This is a genomic window from Mycobacterium colombiense, assembly GCF_003284935.1.
Lineage (GTDB): Bacteria > Actinomycetota > Actinomycetes > Mycobacteriales > Mycobacteriaceae > Mycobacterium > Mycobacterium arosiense_A.
The window spans coordinates 58,609-76,517 of the sequence record NZ_QMEV01000016.1; the positions used below are offsets into that span (position 1 = coordinate 58,609).

16 protein-coding genes are annotated in these 17,909 nt (G+C 68.0%); 10 read left to right on the forward strand and 6 right to left on the reverse strand.

Features of this window, described 5'->3' with window-relative positions; genetic code table 11:
- Position 1: 1 nt before the first annotated feature.
- From DQP57_RS10490 to DQP57_RS10500, 3 genes are all read right to left on the reverse strand, one after another.
- Positions 2-1,075 carry a DUF190 domain-containing protein gene (locus DQP57_RS10490; protein ID WP_112632902.1) on the reverse strand — a complete coding sequence of 358 codons (1,074 nt, stop codon included), beginning with the start codon at positions 1,073-1,075 and terminating at the stop codon, positions 2-4.
- 76 nt (positions 1,076-1,151) lie between these two features.
- A complete protein-coding gene (locus DQP57_RS10495) occupies positions 1,152-2,324 on the reverse strand; it encodes a sulfotransferase family protein (protein ID WP_112632903.1) in 1,173 nt (390 codons plus the stop codon).
- Positions 2,321-3,418 carry a DUF1214 domain-containing protein gene (locus DQP57_RS10500; protein WP_112632904.1) on the reverse strand — a complete coding sequence of 366 codons (1,098 nt, stop codon included), beginning with the start codon at positions 3,416-3,418 and terminating at the stop codon, positions 2,321-2,323. The genes DQP57_RS10495 and DQP57_RS10500 overlap by 4 nt, the downstream gene beginning before the upstream one ends.
- A gap of 62 nt (positions 3,419-3,480) precedes the next feature.
- Between DQP57_RS10500 and DQP57_RS10505 the strand changes: the two genes are divergently transcribed.
- Complete coding sequence (locus tag DQP57_RS10505) at positions 3,481-4,077, forward strand: TetR family transcriptional regulator (protein ID WP_112632905.1); 597 nt, start codon at positions 3,481-3,483, stop codon at positions 4,075-4,077.
- A 10-nt stretch (positions 4,078-4,087) separates the two neighbouring features.
- On the opposite strand, the gene DQP57_RS10510 is transcribed toward DQP57_RS10505, so the two are convergent.
- Positions 4,088-4,684, reverse strand: coding sequence for a TetR/AcrR family transcriptional regulator (locus DQP57_RS10510; protein ID WP_112632906.1), 597 nt, complete (start codon positions 4,682-4,684; stop codon positions 4,088-4,090).
- 171 nt (positions 4,685-4,855) lie between these two features.
- On the opposite strand from DQP57_RS10510, the gene DQP57_RS10515 reads away from it, so the two are divergent.
- Genes DQP57_RS10515 through DQP57_RS10525 form a run of 3 tightly spaced genes read left to right on the forward strand, consistent with a single transcriptional unit; the run spans position 4,856 to position 8,709 of the window.
- Positions 4,856-7,078 carry an acyl-CoA dehydrogenase gene (locus DQP57_RS10515; protein ID WP_112632907.1) on the forward strand — a complete coding sequence of 741 codons (2,223 nt, stop codon included), beginning with the start codon at positions 4,856-4,858 and terminating at the stop codon, positions 7,076-7,078.
- 8 nt (positions 7,079-7,086) lie between these two features.
- Positions 7,087-8,295 carry a thiolase family protein gene (locus tag DQP57_RS10520; RefSeq protein ID WP_112632908.1) on the forward strand — a complete coding sequence of 403 codons (1,209 nt, stop codon included), beginning with the start codon at positions 7,087-7,089 and terminating at the stop codon, positions 8,293-8,295.
- 3 nt (positions 8,296-8,298) lie between these two features.
- On the forward strand, positions 8,299-8,709 hold the full coding sequence (locus tag DQP57_RS10525) for a Zn-ribbon domain-containing OB-fold protein (protein ID WP_112632909.1): 411 nt from the start codon (positions 8,299-8,301) through the stop codon (positions 8,707-8,709).
- Position 8,710: 1 nt separating this feature from the next.
- Here the strand turns inward: DQP57_RS10525 and DQP57_RS10530 are convergent, their stop codons facing one another.
- Complete coding sequence (locus DQP57_RS10530) at positions 8,711-9,685, reverse strand: LacI family DNA-binding transcriptional regulator (RefSeq protein WP_112632910.1); 975 nt, start codon at positions 9,683-9,685, stop codon at positions 8,711-8,713.
- Positions 9,686-9,981: 296 nt separating this feature from the next.
- On the opposite strand from DQP57_RS10530, the gene DQP57_RS10535 reads away from it, so the two are divergent.
- From DQP57_RS10535 to DQP57_RS10560, 6 genes are read left to right on the forward strand one after another with little or no spacing between them, the layout of a single operon-like run.
- Positions 9,982-11,337 (forward strand): amidohydrolase family protein, encoded by a 1,356-nt coding sequence (locus DQP57_RS10535; protein ID WP_112632911.1) that lies wholly within the window; start codon positions 9,982-9,984, stop codon positions 11,335-11,337.
- Positions 11,338-11,339: 2 nt separating this feature from the next.
- A complete protein-coding gene (locus DQP57_RS10540) occupies positions 11,340-13,673 on the forward strand; it encodes a CaiB/BaiF CoA-transferase family protein (RefSeq protein ID WP_112632912.1) in 2,334 nt (777 codons plus the stop codon).
- Position 13,674: 1 nt separating this feature from the next.
- On the forward strand, positions 13,675-14,013 hold the full coding sequence (locus tag DQP57_RS10545; RefSeq protein WP_112632913.1) for a hypothetical protein: 339 nt from the start codon (positions 13,675-13,677) through the stop codon (positions 14,011-14,013).
- A 26-nt stretch (positions 14,014-14,039) separates the two neighbouring features.
- A complete protein-coding gene (locus DQP57_RS10550) occupies positions 14,040-15,200 on the forward strand; it encodes a thiolase family protein (protein ID WP_112632914.1) in 1,161 nt (386 codons plus the stop codon).
- On the forward strand, positions 15,197-15,631 hold the full coding sequence (locus DQP57_RS10555; RefSeq protein ID WP_112632915.1) for a Zn-ribbon domain-containing OB-fold protein: 435 nt from the start codon (positions 15,197-15,199) through the stop codon (positions 15,629-15,631). Before DQP57_RS10550 ends, DQP57_RS10555 begins: the two co-directional genes overlap by 4 nt.
- Complete coding sequence (locus DQP57_RS10560; protein WP_112632916.1) at positions 15,628-16,278, forward strand: PadR family transcriptional regulator; 651 nt, start codon at positions 15,628-15,630, stop codon at positions 16,276-16,278. Before DQP57_RS10555 ends, DQP57_RS10560 begins: the two co-directional genes overlap by 4 nt.
- Here the strand turns inward: DQP57_RS10560 and fadD1 are convergent.
- The gene (gene fadD1 / locus DQP57_RS10565; RefSeq protein ID WP_112632917.1) at positions 16,217-17,866 is read right to left on the reverse strand and encodes a fatty-acid--CoA ligase FadD1; all 1,650 of its coding nucleotides are present in this window, start codon (positions 17,864-17,866) and stop codon (positions 16,217-16,219) included. The genes DQP57_RS10560 and fadD1 overlap by 62 nt on opposite strands.
- Positions 17,867-17,909 lie beyond the last annotated feature (43 nt).

The following is a 17,909-nucleotide window of genomic DNA, read 5'->3' on the forward strand; positions in this document are numbered from 1 at the left end:
CCTAATAGCAATGCCGCGCCATGCGCGGGGGCCCGGCGTCGCCGTCGTCAGAGACCAACGCGGGCACCATCTCGCTGGTCACCAGGCCCTCGTCCCGGGTCACTTCGTCGATGACGACGAAGGATTCGGCGATGTTGGCCGGGGTGTCGATCACCGTGGTGACGACGGGCACCCGGCGGGTCAGCGAGAACAATCCGTCACCGTGGGGCGGGTGGTCGTCGTGAAAACCCCAGACGCCGCGCAACACGGTGGCGCCGTCGGCGGCTTTGGCTTGGCGCAACCGCTGGACGATCGCGCGGTGTATCGGCACACCGTCGTAATGCGCCGACTCGGAGGTGTAGATCGTCAGCTGCTGGAACAGCGGCAGGCCACGCTCGTCGACGCCGGGCAGGGCGTGCGGTCGCTCCAGCAACTGGCCGTCGCGCTTGCACACCCGGACCCGTTCGACGGTGAACAGCGGCCTGCGCAGCAGCTCGCCGAGCTCCGGCAGCACCCGGCCGATGCGCTCGCCGGATCCGACGACCACGATCATCATCGGCACATCGGCGTTGCGGCCAAAGAAGTTCGCGCGCTGGCGTTCTCCGTGCGTGACGCCGTCCACCCCGAGCAACACCGTGGCGCCGGCCAGGCCGCGCCGGTGCATCAATTCGCACAGGGCGATGTAGGCGGGCGAGCCGTTGACGCGTTGTTTGCGCCCGACGTAGATCGTCAACTTGACGTCGTCGCGCAGATCCTCGGGCAGCCGCGGCGGCTCGATGCCGTCGTGCAGCAGCCGGGCCCGCTCCAGGGTGACCAGGCCTCGCTGCTTGATGCTCAGCACCGGGTCGAGCAGGCCCTCGATCGTCGCTCTGGTGTCGACCGCGATGATCGCCACCGGCGGGTCCTCGGACAACGTCAGCGACTCGTCGGTGCGCAGATAGTGCCCGCTGCCGAACCCACCGATGCCGCGCAGCAGGACGCCGCAAGCGATTCGGTGCCGCGCGTACAAGCCGAGCAGCACGTCGGAGACAAAGCTGCCCCCGGTCCGCCTGCGCTCGGCCAAATAGGTGGTGAGCTTCAGGCAATCGTCGTCCATCGCCGCTCCCGTCGCCTTGCGCCGAGCCTACCGTTCGCAGACGTCAAGCGTCCCAGCGGTGTTCGACGGGCCTACCTCAGCGCAGCTGTTCGGTCGGGACGCCGTAACGGTCCTGGTAGGCGGCCACGCGCTCACGGACCTCCACGGCGTCGAGCCCGGTGTCGGCCCAGGTGTAGCGGCCGCGCCCGCCGTCCGATGGGTGAGAGGCGAGGAAGTCGCGCATCTTCTGCTCGGCATCGGGGCGCAGCTCGCGGTCCAACCGTTCGTAGATGTCTTTGATCGTGGTCCACGGATCGTTCATGAAGTCGGCGAACTGCACGTCGATCACCCGATCCGCGGGCACCGCGCCGCTGTCCCGCAGAGCCATCTCGCGCTCCAGGCCGACGATGATCTCCTCGTAGGACTGGGCCGCGCACTCGGTGATGCTGGATTCGTCGCTGCACATCCGGCGCAGGTGGTGGGTCAGCGCCGCGATGGACGATATGACGTTGAGCGGGTCGCGGTGGGTCTGCACGATCAGCGCGTCCGGGTACTCGGCCAGCAGCGCATCGAGCTGCCACAGGTGTGCCGGCGACTTCAACAACCACTGGCCGGGCGCACCAGACTGCAAGTGCTGCAGGAAGATTCGATGGAATCGATAGGCGCCGGCGTGGTCGGCTTCATACATCAGCCAGCGATAGTAGCTGGGCAGCCGATACTGCACCGAGAAGATCATGCTGACGAATTCGGCCGCCGTGATGCGCACGCACTCCTGACCGACCAACGCGCCCATCGGGTGAAAGGCCAAGAACCCCGGCATGATCTGTTCGGAAAGGTCGATGCTGGCCTGGATCTGGGCGATGCGGGGATCGCTGTGATAGGTCTCGGGCCGCGGCACTGGACAGGGTTCGTCGACCTCCCAGGTCAGCGGCGCGCGTAGCGCGGGATCCTGGGCGAGCAGGTCGTAGAGGATCGTGGTACCGGTACGCGGCTGGCCGACGATGAAGATCGGCGCCTTGATCTGCTCGGCGGAGACCTCGGGATGTTGCTTGCGCCAGGCGATTACGCCGAGCCGGTTCTTCAACGCCCGCATCAGGTCGAGGTGGGCGATCTCGACGCCGATGTCGGATAGCCGCGCGTCGTTGATCAGCCCGTCGGTCACCCGGTGCAGCCCGGGCCGCCAGCCCTCGTCGCCGAAGTCGTCGCTGCCGACCTCCTCGCAGGCTGCCGCGATCAGCCGTTCCGGGGCGAAGCGGTCCTGCAATGTCATGGCCGCTCCTCGGAGTCGCGCACGGATACCGTGACCTCGGGCGGGCTCGGGTTGTCCAGCCAGCGCAGGACGATGAAGCCCCGATGCCTGCCACCGGTGTCGAGCCAATGGCCAAGCCCGAAGTCTTTGGCGGAGACCGCGATCCGCACCCGCCCGTCGCCATCGGGCTGCACGCCGCGATTGGTCACCGAACTCTGCCGGCGACGCGGCTCGAGGCATTCGTGCCAAATGCTTTCCAGCGTGACGTTCCAGTACCGGGTGTCGGGCGGCGCGATGTCCAGGACGAGGGCCTGGCCGGGTTCGAGCCGAAAGGTGCCCATCATGTACAGGTTGTCCGGCGTGGTGTCCGCCGCACCCAGATCGGCGGCCTGGGCGGTCAGCAGCGTGTTCGGCGTTTCCAGGAGCTCCGGCTTGATGGTGCGGTGCAGGGTCGCGAGCTTCATCAGCGACCACGCCATCGCGGTGAACTGGTCGGCAAGCCCCTCCTCGGTCAGCGTCGCCACGGGCCCGGGGTCCAGCGCCTCGATGCGCAGCGTCGCCAATTCCTCGCCCGACCGGTCACCGATGTATTCCCGGACGACCACCGACGAGGCATCCTCGGGGATCTTCACCCACTGCGCGCCGGCCAGATCGGCCGGTTCGTCCGCCGCGAGCACGAGCGTGAACTCACCGGCGCCCAGCACCAGGTCGACGTCGCTCAGGTACGCCGCCATCCGCCGCGGGGTGAGGCCGGTGCCGGCCAGAATCTGGAATCCCAGGTAGGCACTGGTGCCGCGGGTGCCGGTGATCCGGTAGCGGCGGTCACCGCGGATCATCGCCAGGTAATAGTTGCCGTCGGGGTTGGGGCCCCCGACCATCCGGTTGTCCGAACACATATCGAAGAACGACGGCCGCTCGGGGTCGGATTCGACCGCCATCTGCGCACACAGCGACGACACCCGGGCGACCACGCGCAAACCCTCCGCCAGTTCACGCTCCGATTCGGCGTCCTCGGTCACGATCTTGGTGACGTCGGCCAGCATCTGCTGGAAGAACTGCCACGCGGCGCGCGCCTTCGGGGCCGGCGGATCGGGCGAATCGGCGATCTGAGACATCGTCTCATGCTAAGACTATGTCTTACGGTGGTGGGGTCGATTCGCGAGAACAGGGTGGGGACATGTCAGGTGCAGCACCCGCGACGCCGACGCTGGCCGAGCGCAAGCGCGCGGCGATGCGTCAGCGCATCGCCACGGCGGCCGCCGAGCTGGTGGCCAGTCGCGGCCTGGCCGGGGCCACGGTGGACCGCATCGCCGACACCGCCGACATCGGACGGGCCACGTTTTTCCGTTACTTCAATTCCAAGGAAGACGCCGTCGCCGAGGGCATGAACGCCCACTGGCTGGACCGCATCACCGCCGCGCTGGCCGCGCAGCCACCGCAGCTGACCGCCATCGACGCCGTCGTGGGCGCCTTCGGTGAGCTCGCCGGCGGCTTCGCCGAGATTGAAACGCAGGTCCGCGAATTGGCCACGTTGACAAGGTCATCCGACACGCTCGACGCGTGGACCCTGCACATCTATGTGCGTTACGAGCTGGCGATCGCCGAGCTCATCGCACCCCGTCTGCCCGGCCTGACCGCGCAGGATCCGCGGCCACGCTTGATCGGGGCCCTGGCGATGGCGACGGTGCGCATCGCGCTGGACGACTGGCTGAGCCACGGGGGTTCCTTGCCCGACCGGGTGAGCCGGGGCCTGGGGGCGGTCTCGGTCGGTTGAACCGCGACGCTCAGCTCGCGGTGAGCGCCTCCACGATGAGGCGGGTGGTCCGTTCGGCTCGCCGGCGCGAGTAGGGCTGGGCGCCCGAGAGGATCGGGTACACCACCCCGCCGACGATGGCGTCCGCGGCGGATTCGGCGGTGGCCTCGTTGATGCCGTCGGCCAGGAGCCGGGCCCGCACGGTGTCGTGCAGCGGCGCACTGAATCCGGTGCGCAGCTTGACGGCCGTGTCCTCGTGTTCCATGCAGGCGACGGTCAGCGTGCGCAGCATGGCCGAACCGCGCGGCGTCGTCAGGCTGGCGAACAGCTTGCCCACCCAGGTCACCAGGTCGGCGGCCAGGTTGCCGCTGTGGGTGACCGACGCGAGCAGCTTGTCGGCGTCTTCGAGCATGACGTCGGCGACCAGCGCGGGGCGAGTGGGCCACCATCGATAGATGGTTTGCTTGCCCACGCCGGCGCGCGCGGCGACCGCCTCGATGGTCAGTCCGTCGAAGCCGCGCTCGAGCAATAGTTCCCGCGTGGCGGTGACGATCGCCGTGCGGGACTTCTCGCTGCGTCTGCGAGGCGAGCCCGCCGGCGTGTTCACCGCGCCGAGATCGGTTGGCATCTGGTGGTCCTCGCTTCTGCGAACTCAGATGGAAAGCCCCTCGCCGGGGATCGGGCGCGCTTTACATATCCCGTTTCGCCCCGGTAGTCTGCCACAAGACGAGACGGTCCGTCTTGTAACGAAAGGATAGCAGTCGGTGCGGCCAACGCCAGTTATCTCTCGGCCGTCCTCGTGACCCTGGGACTGAGTCCGGAGCAGCAGGAGCTCAGCGACGCCGTCGGACAATTCGCCACCCGGCATGCGCCTATCGCCACCACGCGGGGCAGCTTCGACGACCTCGCGGCGGGACGCGTCCCCGGATGGTGGGATGCCTTGGTCGCCAACGGTTTCCATGCCGTGCATCTGCCCGAAGGGCTCGGCGGCCAGGGTGGGGAACTGATCGACGCCGCATGCGTCCTGGAATCGGCGGGCATATCGCTGCTTCCCGGCCCGCTGCTGCCGACGGTCAGCGCCGGTGCCGTCGCACTGCTCGCCGATCCGACGCCGGGCGCGCAGTCCTTTCTCCGGGATCTGGCGGCCGGCGCCACCGCGGCGATCGTGCTACCCGAGGACGGCTTCTCGGCGCGCTTCGACGGCGGCAACTGGCTGATCAGTGGCGCGTCCAACGTCACCCTCGGGGTGTGTGCGGCGCGAACGATCCTGCTCGGCGCCCGGACGGGCGACGGCGACGTCGTCTGGGCACTGGTGGACACCGAAAACCCCACGGCCACGGTCGAACCCGTCACCGGCACCGACCTCGTCGCCGACGCGGGGATTCTGCGGCTCGACGACTACCGCGTCACCGAGACCGAGGCGCTCACCGGCATCGACCCCGAGCGGGCCCGCTGCGTGGTCGTGGGACTCGTCGCCAGCATGACCGCCGGCCTCGTTCAGTGGTGCCTGCAGGCCGTCACCGCACACCTACGCATCCGCGAGCAGTTCGGCAAGGTGATCGGCACGTTCCAGGCGTTGCAGCACAACGCGGCAATGCTGTTGGTCAGCAGCGAATTGGCCACGGCGGCGGCCTGGGACGCGGTCCGCGCCTGCGACGAATCACTCGACCAGCACCGGATCGCCGCTGCCGGCGCGGCCGTCATGGCGATATCGCCCGCCCCGGACCTGGTGCTCGACGCGTTGACGATGCTCGGCGCCATCGGCTTCACCTGGGAACACGACGTGCACCTGTACTGGCGGCGAGCCATCAGCTTGGCGGGATCGATAGGTCCGGCGAATCGCTGGGCGCGACGGCTGGGGGAGCTCACCTGCGCCCAGACGCGCGACATGTCGGTGAATCTCGGTGACGCGGAGGCCGAATTCCGTTCCTGGGTGGCCGAAACACTGGATGCCGCACTGCAGTTGCGCAACGACAAACCCGCACCGCACGGCGACTACCCGGACCAGGCCTCGGGGCCGCAGCGCACATTGATCGCCGACGCCGGTCTGATGGCGCCGCACTGGCCGGCGCCGTGGGGCGTGGATGCCGGCCCGTTGAAGCAGCTCATCATCGACGAGGAGTTCGCCAAGCGGCCCGAGCTGGTTCGGCCGTCGCTGAACATCGCCGAGTGGATCCTGCCCTCCGTGCTGGCCGCGGCGCCAAAAGAACTGCAGGAGAGGCTGATTCCGCCGACGCAGCGCGGTGACATTCACTGGTGCCAGCTGTTCAGCGAGCCGGGAGCCGGTTCCGACCTCGCGTCGCTGGCCACCAGGGCGACCAAGGTCGACGGCGGCTGGCGGATCAACGGCCACAAGATCTGGACGTCATTGGCCCAATACGCCGACCTGGGTGCGCTACTCGCACGCACCGACCCCGAAGCCAGCAAGCACCGCGGCATCGGCTATTTCATCCTCGACATGCGGTCCCCCGGGGTGGAGATCCAGCCGATCAAGACGGCCACCGGGCAGGCACACTTCAACGAGGTGTTCCTCAACGACGTCTTTGTCCCCGACGAGATGCTGCTCGGCGGGCCCACCGACGGTTGGAGCCTCGCGATCGCCACGATGGCCGAAGAGCGCACGGCCATCAGCGGATACGTCAAGTTCGACCGGGCCGTCGCGCTGCGCCGGCTCGCCGCGCAACCCGGCCCCGATCGTGACGACGCACTGCGCGAGCTCGGCGAGGTCGACGCCTACACCAACGCGATCAGGGCGCTCGGGGTTCGGGAAACCATCAGGCTGCTCGACGGCCAGGCGTCGGGTCCGGCGTCCAGCATCGCCAAGGTCGCGATGAATGTGCTGCTGCGGCGCACCTTCCAGGCCACGCTGCAGCTGACCGGGCAGGTCGCGATGGTCGACGACCCCGACGCTGCGGTGGTGGAACCCTACTTGCACCTGCCGGCCGAGCTGATCGGCGGCGGAACGAGGGAGATCCAGCTGAACATCATCGCGCAGATGATCCTCGGACTACCCCGAAAGTAGGGCACAGCATGGGATTACGCGGAGAAGCGGCGATCGTCGGATACGTCGAGCTGCCGCCCGAACGGCTCAACAAGGCCTCGCCCGCGCCGTTCGTGCTCGAACAATGGGCGGAGCTGAGTGCCGCCGCGCTCGAGGATGCGGGGCTGCCGGGCGACGTCGTCAACGGCATCGTCGCGTCACACCTGGCCGAATCGGAGATCTTCGTCCCCTCTACGATCGCCGAATACCTGGGCGTGGGAGCAAGATTCGCCGAGCACGTCGATCTGGGCGGGGCCAGCGCCGCGGGCATGGTGTGGCGCGCGGCCGCGGCCATCGAGCTGGGCATCTGCGACGCGGTGCTGTGCGCCCTGCCCGCCCGGTACATCACGCCGTCGTCCAAGAAGAAACCCCGGCCCATGGTCGACGCCATGTTCTTCGGCTCGTCGAGCAACCAATACGGCTCGCCCCAAGCCGAATTCGAGATCCCCTACGGAAACCTCGGCCAGAACGGGCCGTACGGCCAGGTCGCCCAGCGCTACGCCGCGGTCTACGGCTACGACGAGCGCGCGATGGCCAAGGTCGTCGTCGACCAGCGTGTCAACGCCAACCACACCGAAGGCGCGATCTGGAAGGACAAGCCGCTGACCGTCGACGACGTGCTGGCCAGCCCGGTGATCGCCGACCCGTTGCACATGCTCGAGATCGTCATGCCCTGCGTCGGGGGCGCCGCGGTCGTCGTCGCCAGCGCGGACGTCGCCCGGCGGTCGCGCAATCGCCCGGTGTGGATCAAGGGATTCGGCGAACACGTGCCGTTCAAGACCCCGACGTACGCCGAGGATCTGCTCCGCACGCCGATTGCCGCCGCGGCCGACACCGCGTTCGCCATGACCGAGCTGAGCCGCGAGCAGATGGACATGGTGTCGATCTATGACTGTTACACCATCACCGTGCTGCTCTCCCTGGAAGACGCCGGCTTCTGCGAGAAGGGCAAGGGCATGGATTTCGTCGCCAACCATGACCTGACCTTCCGCGGTGACTTTCCGCTCAACACCGCGGGTGGGCAATTGGGTTTCGGCCAAGCCGGTTTGGCCGGCGGAATGCATCATGTCTGCGACGCCACCCGCCAGATCATGGGCCGCGCGGGTGCCGCGCAGGTCGCCGACTGCAACCGGGCGTTCGTGTCCGGCAACGGCGGCATCCTGTCCGAGCAGACGACGCTGATTCTGCAAGGGGATTGACCGATGAACTTCGAACGACCCATGCCCGTCAAAACGCCCACCAGCGCGCCGTTTTGGGATGCGCTCGGCGAGCATCGCATCGTCATCCAGTACTCGCCGTCGCTGCAGGCCTATGTGTTCTACCCGCGGGTGCGCGCGCCGCGCACCCTGGCCGACGACCTGGAATGGCGCGAGATTTCCGGGATGGGGACGCTGTACTCCTACACCGTCGCCCACCGGCCGGTCAGCCCGCATTTCGCCGATGCCGTTCCCCAGCTACTCGCCATCGTCGAATGGGACGAGGGCCCAAGGTTTTCCACCGAGATGGTCAACGTCGACCCGGCCCGCCTCGAGGTCGGAATGCGGGTCAAGCCGGTGTTCTGCGACTACCCCGAACACGACGTCACACTGCTGCGTTACGAACCCGCCGACTGAGTCAGGTCGACGAGCGCACCACGAGGCGGGCGATGTCGGTCAGTTCCGGAGACGGCGGCGCGGGGTGCCCCAGCCGCTCGAATACGGCGGCAAGGGCGGCGTCGGCAACCGCGCAGGGATCGAATTGCACGGTGGTCAGCGGCGGGGTGCTCACCATGCCCATCGGGCTGGCGTCGACGCCCATCACCGCGAGGTCCCCGGGACAGCGCAGCCGCGCCTGGTGAATGCCGTACAGGACCAGGCAGGCGATCTCGTCGCTTTGGGCGCAGACCGCGGTCACCCCGTCGCCCACCCAGCTCGTGACCACGTCGGCGGCGTTGTCCAGGGTGACCTCGTCGACGCGCACCGGTGGCAGGTCGCGCAGTTGCGCCGCCCGTGACACGCCCTCGAACCAGTAGTCACCCAGTGGACGCCACCGGGCAATCCCGGTGTAGGCGAATGCGATTCGGCAGTGACCACGCTCGACCAGGTGCTCGACACGCATCTCACCCACCGACAGGTGCGGGTCGTTGAGCGCGGGCAATGTCCCGATCTCGATATGGGGGATGCCCGCCTTCGTCACCGCTTGACGGGCGGCCGCACTCAGCGGAAACAGGCTGGTGACCGCGACCGGGTCGAGGTTCTCGATCGCGTCGACCACGTGCTGGTCGTCGTCGGTCTCGAAGATCTGTACCTGAAGAAAACCCTCACGCGCCAATGCGGTGGTCATGTGACTGCCGGCCTGCATCGGCATCTCGCCCACGGCCACATGCGGAACCACGTAAAGCACCACACCGCTTTTGCCGCGCGCTAGGTTGCGCGCGGCGAGATTGGGCCGGTACCCCAGCAGTTTGGCCGCGTGGTACACCGCATCGCGGGTCTCGGGGGAGATGCGCCGGCCCTGCGCGTTGTTGAGCACATAGCTGACCGTGGCGGTCGAGACGCTGGCCAGCCGGGCCACGTCGGCGGTGGTCGGACGCGCGGCTTTGTTGCTCAATTTGCGTCACCTCCCGGCCGGGTCATTCCCCATCGTGGCATGCGACGGCGGTGCGCCTCGCGCCACACCGCGCGCGGAGCTACCGACCGGGGCGGTCTGGCGCACTAATAGTCCCTATCCTAGGACTAAACAGCGACGGGTCGTAGCCGATAAACAGCGCGGGCCCGGGGCGCTTCCGCCGTTGGGGCACGCGCGTTTCAGGCAGAACGCCGTGGGTCGCACCCGCCGGCCGCGGTTGACACTGTGACTCACGCCATTATCTACTAGTCGCTGATGATCCGATCCAGGAGCGCGGCATGAACAAGGACGATCTGATTCTGATCAGCGTGGACGATCACATCGCCGAGCCCGCCGACATGTTCGACGCCCACGTTCCCGCCGCCTACAAAGACCGCGCCCCGCGGGTGGTTCTCGAGCCCGACGGCATCCAGCAGTGGTATTACGGCGAGATCCGCGGACGCAACATGGGGCTGAACGCGGTCGCGGGAAAACCGCGCGAGATGTACAACATCGACGCCTCCCGCTATGACGAGATGCGGCCGGGCTGCTTCAACGTGGACGAACGGGTGCGGGACATGAACGCCGGCGGGCAACTCGCGGGGCTGAACTTCCCGAACTTCACCGGCTTCTCCGGCCAGGTCCTCAACCAGGGACCCGACCGCGACACGAACCTGGTGATGATCAAGGCCTACAACGACTGGCACGTCGACGAATGGTGTGGGGCATACCCGGGCCGGTTCATCCCGTGCGGCATCCTGCCGTTGTTCGACGTGGCCGAGGCCGCCAAGGAAGTCAAGCGTCTCGCCGGCAAGGGCTGTCACGCCGTGACGTTCTCGGAGAACCCAGAGGCGTTGCAAATGCCCAGCATTCACACCAGGTACTGGTATCCGTTGTTCGAGGCCGTGTGCGAACACAACACGGTGCTGTGCACCCACGTGGGGTCCGCGTCGCGATCTCCGCAGGTATCCACGGATGCTCCGCCCAGCGTGCAGATGACCGCCTCGTCGATGATGAGCATGTTCACCTTCACCGAGCTCATCTGGGCGCAGTTCTGGGCCGACTTCCCGCAACTGAAGTTCTCGCTGACCGAGGGCGACGTCGGGTGGATACCGTACTTCCTGTGGCGGGCCGAACACGTCTACAACCGTCACTCGGGGTGGACGCTGGCGAGTTTCCCGCCCGGTTACGACGGACCCACCGATGTGTTCAAGCGGCACTTCTACACCTGCTTCATCAGCGACAAGGTAGGCGTGCAGAACATGGAGTGGTTCAACGAGGACATGCTGTGCTGGGAGTCCGACTTTCCGCATTCCGACAGCAACTGGCCCTTCGCCCCCGAGGACATCATCGCCACCATGGGCCACCTCGAGGACGCGGTCATCGACAAGATCACCCACGAAAACGCCATGGCCGCATACTCGTTCGACCCCTTCCGGTACATCGCGAAGGACCATGCGCGGGCCGGCTACCTGCGCGCTCAGGCCACCGACGTCGACGTGGTCACGCACGTCGGCCGCCAGGCCAGCCAGCGTGACCGTGACGCCTGGACGCGGATGACCCAGTTCGCGCTGCAGGCGCAGGCCTCGGCGCAGGCACCGGTGACGGTCGAGACTCCCGGCATCGCTGGACGCGCCACCACGCTGGGCAACTGAGCGTGGCAGCCGAGGCGCCGTTCGCGGACTGGCGCGTGCTGGAATTGTGCAACGGTCTGGCGGCGTCCTACTGCGGCAAGATGTTCGTCGATGCCGGCGCCGACGTGGTGAAAATCGAGCCAGTGCAGGGAGATTCGCTGCGCCGCTGGTCGGCCGGCGGGCCGCCCGGCGCGTTGTTCGGCTATCTGGCGGCGGGCAAGAGATCGGTGGTCGATCACGGCCAGCCCGAGATCGCGTCGCTGCTGGCCGGGGCCGACCTGGTGATCACCGACCTCACCGACGGATGGACGCTCGACGCCATCACCGCCCACACCACCGCCGCGGCCGTGGTGGTAGCGGTGACGCCGTTCGGCACGACCGGCCCCTACGTCGAAAACCAGGTTGCCGCCAACGAATTCATTCTGCAAGCGCTGTGCGGATCCATCGCCGGTCGCGGCTGGCCGGGCGACGAGCCGGTGCAGGCGGGCGGCCGGCTCGGCGAGTGGCTGGCGGGCAGCTTCGCCGCAGCCGCGGCGGCGGCGACGGTCCGGCACGCCACCCGAAGCGGACGCGGACAGATCATCGATGTCTCGACCTACGAGGCCATGGCGATCGCCATGGGGGGGTTGTCTGCCATGTCGGCCAGCGTGCTGGGCGCCGATTCGCTGCTGCACGAACGCAGTTTGGAGCTGCCGTCGATCGTCCCGACCGCCGACGGCCTGGTCGGTTTCTGCACCATCACCGCGCAGCAATTCCAGGACTTCCTGGTGATGATCGAGCGAGCGGATCTGGTCGATGACGCCGAACTGGCGTCATTCGCCGGGCGGGTCGAGCGCCGCGACGAATTCCTGGCCATGGTCACTGAATGGACCGGGTGCCGAACCACCCAGGAGATCGTCGACCTCGCGGTGGCATTCCGAATTCCGGTGGCCCCCATCGCGACGCCTGAGACGCTGCTGACGATCGACCACTACTGCGAACGCGGCGTCTTCGTCGAATCGCCGAGCGGGATGCTGGCGCCGCGCGTGCCGTATCGCAGCGACGCGATGGCGACCCGGGCGCCCGGAGAAGCGCCGCAACTCGGCGCCGACAACGGGCGGGTCCAGTGGGCCGTGCGAGGCCAACGGCCCCGCAGCGCCGCCCCCGACGCGCTGCCGTTGTCCGACGTCCGGGTCACCGACTTCACCGCGTTCTGGGCGGGCCCGGTCGCCACCCAGCTGCTGGGTGCCCTGGGGGCGGACGTGATCAAGATCGAGGGTGTCCGCCGGCCCGACGGCATGAGGTTCTCGGCCGGGCGCCCACCGGACTGGGACCAGTGGTGGGAATGGGGCCCGGTATTCCTGTGCAGCAACAACAACAAGCGGGGCGTGAGCATCGAACTCGGCACCGGCGAAGGGCGAGAGCTCGCGCTCGAGCTCATCGCGGCGAGCGATCTTGTCGTCGAGAACTTCTCCCCCCGGGTGATGGCGAACTTTGGCCTGGAATGGGATGCGGTGCGCAACGCCAATCCGCGGGCGATCCTGGTCCGCATGCCCGCGTTCGGCCTTGACGGCCCATGGCGCGATCGCGTCGGCTTCGCGCAGACGATGGAGCAGGCCACCGGCATGGCGTGGATGACCGGGCACGCCGATGGACCGCCGGTGATCCCACGGGGTGTGTGCGATCCGATCGCCGGGTTGCACGCCGCCTTCGCCGCCGTCGCGGCGCTGGTGGCCCGCGACCGCCGGGGCACCGGTATGCAGGTGGAAGCGACCATGGTCGAGGCCGCGCTCAACGTCGCGGCCGAAATGCTGGTCGAGTATTCACGCCACGGAATCGTCCTGCGCCGGAACGGTAATCGAGGCCCCGCGGCCGCGCCTCAGGGCGTCTACCGCTGCCGCGGCGGCGACGACTGGGTCGCGCTCGCCGCGCTCGACGGCACTTCCCGGGCGTCGTTGGCCGGCCTGCTCGGCCAGCCCGGCCTGGACGAAGCCGACTGGGCCGATCGGGCCGACGACATCGACAAACTGATCTCCAACTGGGCCGCACGGCAGCCGGTCACCGAGGCCGTCGCCGCGCTGCGCGCCGCGGGGGTGGCCGCCGCGCCCGTCACACCCGCCGCGGCGTTGCTGACGGATCCACAGCTGCGGGCCCGCGGCTTCTGGGAAACGGTCGACCATCCCGTCGCCGGATCTTTCCTGTGCACCGGAATGCCTTTCGCGTTTCTCGGCAGCACGCGGCAGTGGCTCCGACGGGTGCCGCCGCTCTACGGCCAGCACACCGACGAGGTGTTAACGGAAATCCTGGGGCGAAGCCGGGACGACCTGGCCGCCCTGCGCCGGTCGGGGACCATCAGCGCTCGGCCGGCGGGGCTGTGACATGGCCGTCAGCCTGTGCGTGCCGCCCCGCGCCGGCGAGCTGTGCGCGCCGGTGCGCTTCCTGGTGCGGCAGGACTCCGTGGTGATGGAGCTGACCGCCCGGCACCGCATCACCAGCGTCGAATGGGACGACGACGAGCGCGCGGTCGCGATGGTCGTCGAGATCACCGACCCGCAGACAGCGCGGCCGGTGGACGTGCGCATCGATGTCGTGGAACTGGGCGGCGCGTCCGCGGACAATCGCGCCGCACACACCACCACGATCGGCACCATCACCCGCGACGGGCGACCATGCGAAGTGCGCGGCACCTACCTGGGCGTCGTCGCGGACGAAAACTGAAGGGCATCAATGGGAATGGAACATCGGTGACGGCGGGCAAGCGCACCGCGGCGATCGTCGGAGTGCACAACACTCGGCAAGGGCGACGGCTGGACGGCGAAACCTCGCGCGGACTGGCGATCAAGGCGATCCTCGGCGCGCTCGACGACGCCGGCCTGACCCTCGACGACGTCGACGGCATCAGTGCCAGCCCGGAGTCGACCTCGTTGATCTATGACCTGCGCATCGGCCCGGCCTGGCAGGGCCTGGCCTTCGGGGTCGGCATGATCACCGAGGCCGTCACCGCCATCGAGCACGGCATGGCCGAGGTGGTGGTGCTGGTCGCGGCCCAGGCCGGCGAATACCGCGACCATGAGGCCACGGCGCCCTGGACCCGCCCCGAGAACGAATTCGTCGCCCCCTGGGGCATGTTCACCACCGCCGAATTCGCACTCATCGCCCGACGCCACATGCATGCCTATGGCACCACGCGCGAACACCTTTCGTTGGTGGCCGCGACCATCCGCAACAACGGCTCCCGCAACCCCGAAGCCGTCTACTACGACCGGGGGCCGTTCAGCCCGGAGGACATCACCGCGTCACGGCCCATCGCCGATCCCTTCCATCTGCTGGATTGCGCCACCACGTCCGAAGGAGGGTGCGCGCTCGTCGTGGCCAACATCGACGCCGTCGACCTCGCGGGCCGACCCATCTACGTGTTGGGCAGCGGCGCGGACTTTCACGGACCGTCGTATCAGCACCCACCCGCGTACGACCTCGCCGGAAGGCGCGGAGACCACGTCAATGGCGTGGTGGGCCGTCGCGCGGCCGAGTGCGCATTCAGACACGCCGGGTTGCGCCGCGAGGACGTCGACGTGCTGGAACTCTACGATCCGTTCTCCTTCGAAATCATCCGCCAGCTCGAGGCTTTCGGCTTCTGCGGCGACGGTGAGGGCGGACCGTTCGTGGCCGACGGCCACATCGCCATCGACGGCAGCCACCCGATCACCACCGACGGCGGGACGATGTCGTTCAGTCACGCCGGTGCCAATCCGCAGATGATGCAGCGGGCCATCCGCGCGGTGCAACAGTTGCGCGGGCAGGCCGGCGATCTGCAAGTCCCCGATGCGCAGGTCGCGCTCTGCAGCAACGGGGGAGCGGGGGCCCTGTTCACCACCGTGCTGATTCTGGGAGACCAACCACGATGACCTCCGATCCCTTGCGGCCCCAAGCCGGGCCCGTCCCCCACGCGAGCAGCCACGTCAGCCGCCCCTTCTGGGAGGGATGCTCGTCCCACGAACTGCGTTACCAGCGGTGCGTGGCATGCGGATTGGCGAACTTTCCACCGACCGAACGCTGCCGCCAATGCCTTTCGGAGGACATCAGCTGGCAGCATGGCGGCGGCCTCGGCGAGATCTACAGCTGGACGGTCGTATACCGGCCCGTGACACCGGAATTCGAGCCGCCCTACGCGCCGGCGATCATCACCCTGGACGAGGGCTATCAGATGCTCACCAATGTCGTCGGTGTGCCACCGGAGGATCTGGAGGTCGGCATGAGGGTGCGCGTGCAGTTCCACGCCACCGGACCCGACGCCACACTCCCATACTTCACCGGCGCGGAAATGGACAGTTCGTGAGCCCGAGAACCAGCAACGGCCTGCCGGTCACCGCCTACCTCGTGTTGGGGATCTTGGCGTCCAACGACGAGCAACTCACCGCCGGTGAGATCAAGATGCGCGCCGAACTGTCGGTCGGGCACTTCTATTGGTCACCGTCGGTCAGCCACGTGCGGCGCGAACTGACCCGCCTGCTGCAGCGCGGCATGGTCAGCGAGACCGGCGCGCAGTCCGGCAAGCGCGCCATCACCCTGTACGAGACCACCGATGCCGGCCGCGAGGCGCTGCGCCGCTGGGTGCAACACTTCCCGGGCCCCGATCGCGTCGTCATCAAACACCCCGTCATCCTCAAGACCTGGCTGGCGCGCGGCCAGGATCCCGACAACGTCCTCGACACCTTGGACCGGCATCTGGAAGCGACCCGCGCCCGGTTGGACGAGGCGCTGTGGTCGCGGCAGCGGTCGGCCGAACTCGGCATCACCGAGGATCCCGAGCAGCGGTACTCCTTCGCGGTGTTGGACTACGCCATCCGCGGGCTGTACGCCGAGATCTCCAACATCACCCAGCTGCGCGACGAGATCGCCGGGGGCACAACGCGAGACCCGGTCAAACGGGTGCGACGGTCGAAGGGTCAGATCCGGCGCCGGGTACCGAGGAGCCCGTCCTAGCCGTCTCGCCACGAACCGTGTAGGCCGTGCCCCGTGGTTCGCGCTCCCACAACAGCTCGCCGGGCCCGACGGTCGTCCCTTGAGCGATCAACTGACGCTTGAGCACCTTGTGCGTGGCGGTGCTGGGCAGGTCGGCCGCGATGCGGACGTAGCGCGGACGGGCCTTGCGGGACAGGTCGGGCTGGGCGTTCAGGAACGTTTCGAACTCCGCTGCGGTCAGGGTGTGGCCGTCGTTGAGGACGATCGCGGCCATCACCTGATCCCCGACGCGTCCGTCGGCCACCGCATAGACCGCAACGCGGCTGATCGCGCTGTGCCGCAACAGGATCCGTTCGATCGGCGCCGCAGCCAGATTTTCGCCGTCCACCCGCATCCAGTCGGCGGTGCGACCGGCCAGGTAGATCCAGCCGTCGGCGTCCCGGTAGGCCAGGTCGCCGGACCAATACATGCCGTGGCGCATCCGTTCGGCGTTGGCGTCCGGGTCGTTGTAGTAGCCGGTGAAGAAACCCGAACCCGCCGTGTTGACCAACTCGCCCACCGCTTCGTCGGCGTTGACCAGCGCCCCGTCGGCGTCGAACTGGGCGACCGCGCATTCGGTGACGGTGTCGCTGTTGTACACCGCCACCCCGTCGGCGCCGCGGCCGATCGAGCCCTTCGGCGTGCCCGGTTCGCGAATGATGATGACGGCGTTCTCGGTGGAGCCGAAGCCGTCCTCGACCTGCACACCGAACCGGCGGGCGAACTCCTCGATGTCCTTGTCGTTGGCCTCGTTACCGAACGCCACCCGCAGTGGATTGTCGGCGTCGTCGTCGCGTGCGGCGGTGGCCAGGATGTAGGCCAGCGGCTTGCCGACGTAGTTCATGTAGGTGGCGCCGTAGCGGCGGACGTCCTCGAGGAAGCTGCTCGCCGAGAATTTCGCCGGCACGATCGCCGCGCCGGAGCAGACCGCGGGTGCCCAACCCGCGACGACCGCGTTGGAGTGAAACAGCGGCATCGACACGTAACAGGTGTCTTGGTCGGTGAGGGCGAACCGGTCGGCCAGGCTGAGACCGGCGACGGTGGCCATGAAGTGGGACACCTGGACCGCCTTGGGGTTTCCGCTCGTGCCGGAGGTGAAGATCATCATGAAGGAATCCATCGCGCTGACCTGTTTGTGCGGTGTCAGTTCGCCTGCGGTGTCGATGAATTCGGCCCATTGCGGTGTCGAGGTGTCGAGGATCTGGGCGTCGCCGAGGTCCAGGCCATCCAGCAGCGGCCGATGTTCGGCATCGGTCACCACGAACTGACAGTCGGAACGACGGACATCGGCGGCCAGCGCTTCACCGCGCCGGGTGTTGTTCAGGCCGCACAGCACATAGCCGCCCAGCCCGGCAGCCGCCATCTGGCTCAGCATCTCGGGCGTGTTTCCCAGCAGGGCGCCGATGTGCATGGGGCGTTGCGGATCGGCGGCGGCGACCAGCGCGGCGGCCCGCGCCGCGGCGCCCTTTAGGTACTCATGCCAAGTCCATTGCACGTCACGGTATTTCACCGCGATCGACGGATCGGCCAGGCGCTTGTGCAGCAGCCCTTGAATCGTGTCGTCAGCCATCGGCCGGATCCACCTTCACTAGCCCATACTACGAGACGAGACG

What these genes read in the sequence shown, in the direction of transcription:
- DQP57_RS10505 (WP_112632905.1), top strand. Translation starts at nt 3,481, where the DNA reads ATGTCAGGTGCAGCACCCGCGACGCCGACGCTGGCCGAGCGCAAGCGC.
- fadD1 (WP_112632917.1), bottom strand. Translation starts at nt 17,866, where the DNA reads ATGGCTGACGACACGATTCAAGGGCTGCTGCACAAGCGCCTGGCCGAT.
- DQP57_RS10490 (WP_112632902.1), bottom strand. Translation starts at nt 1,075, where the DNA reads ATGGACGACGATTGCCTGAAGCTCACCACCTATTTGGCCGAGCGCAGG.
- DQP57_RS10520 (WP_112632908.1), top strand. Translation starts at nt 7,087, where the DNA reads ATGGGATTACGCGGAGAAGCGGCGATCGTCGGATACGTCGAGCTGCCG.
- DQP57_RS10555 (WP_112632915.1), top strand. Translation starts at nt 15,197, where the DNA reads ATGACCTCCGATCCCTTGCGGCCCCAAGCCGGGCCCGTCCCCCACGCG.
- DQP57_RS10510 (WP_112632906.1), bottom strand. Translation starts at nt 4,684, where the DNA reads ATGCCAACCGATCTCGGCGCGGTGAACACGCCGGCGGGCTCGCCTCGC.
- DQP57_RS10545 (WP_112632913.1), top strand. Translation starts at nt 13,675, where the DNA reads ATGGCCGTCAGCCTGTGCGTGCCGCCCCGCGCCGGCGAGCTGTGCGCG.
- DQP57_RS10535 (WP_112632911.1), top strand. Translation starts at nt 9,982, where the DNA reads ATGAACAAGGACGATCTGATTCTGATCAGCGTGGACGATCACATCGCC.
- DQP57_RS10525 (WP_112632909.1), top strand. Translation starts at nt 8,299, where the DNA reads ATGAACTTCGAACGACCCATGCCCGTCAAAACGCCCACCAGCGCGCCG.
- DQP57_RS10500 (WP_112632904.1), bottom strand. Translation starts at nt 3,418, where the DNA reads ATGTCTCAGATCGCCGATTCGCCCGATCCGCCGGCCCCGAAGGCGCGC.
- DQP57_RS10495 (WP_112632903.1), bottom strand. Translation starts at nt 2,324, where the DNA reads ATGACATTGCAGGACCGCTTCGCCCCGGAACGGCTGATCGCGGCAGCC.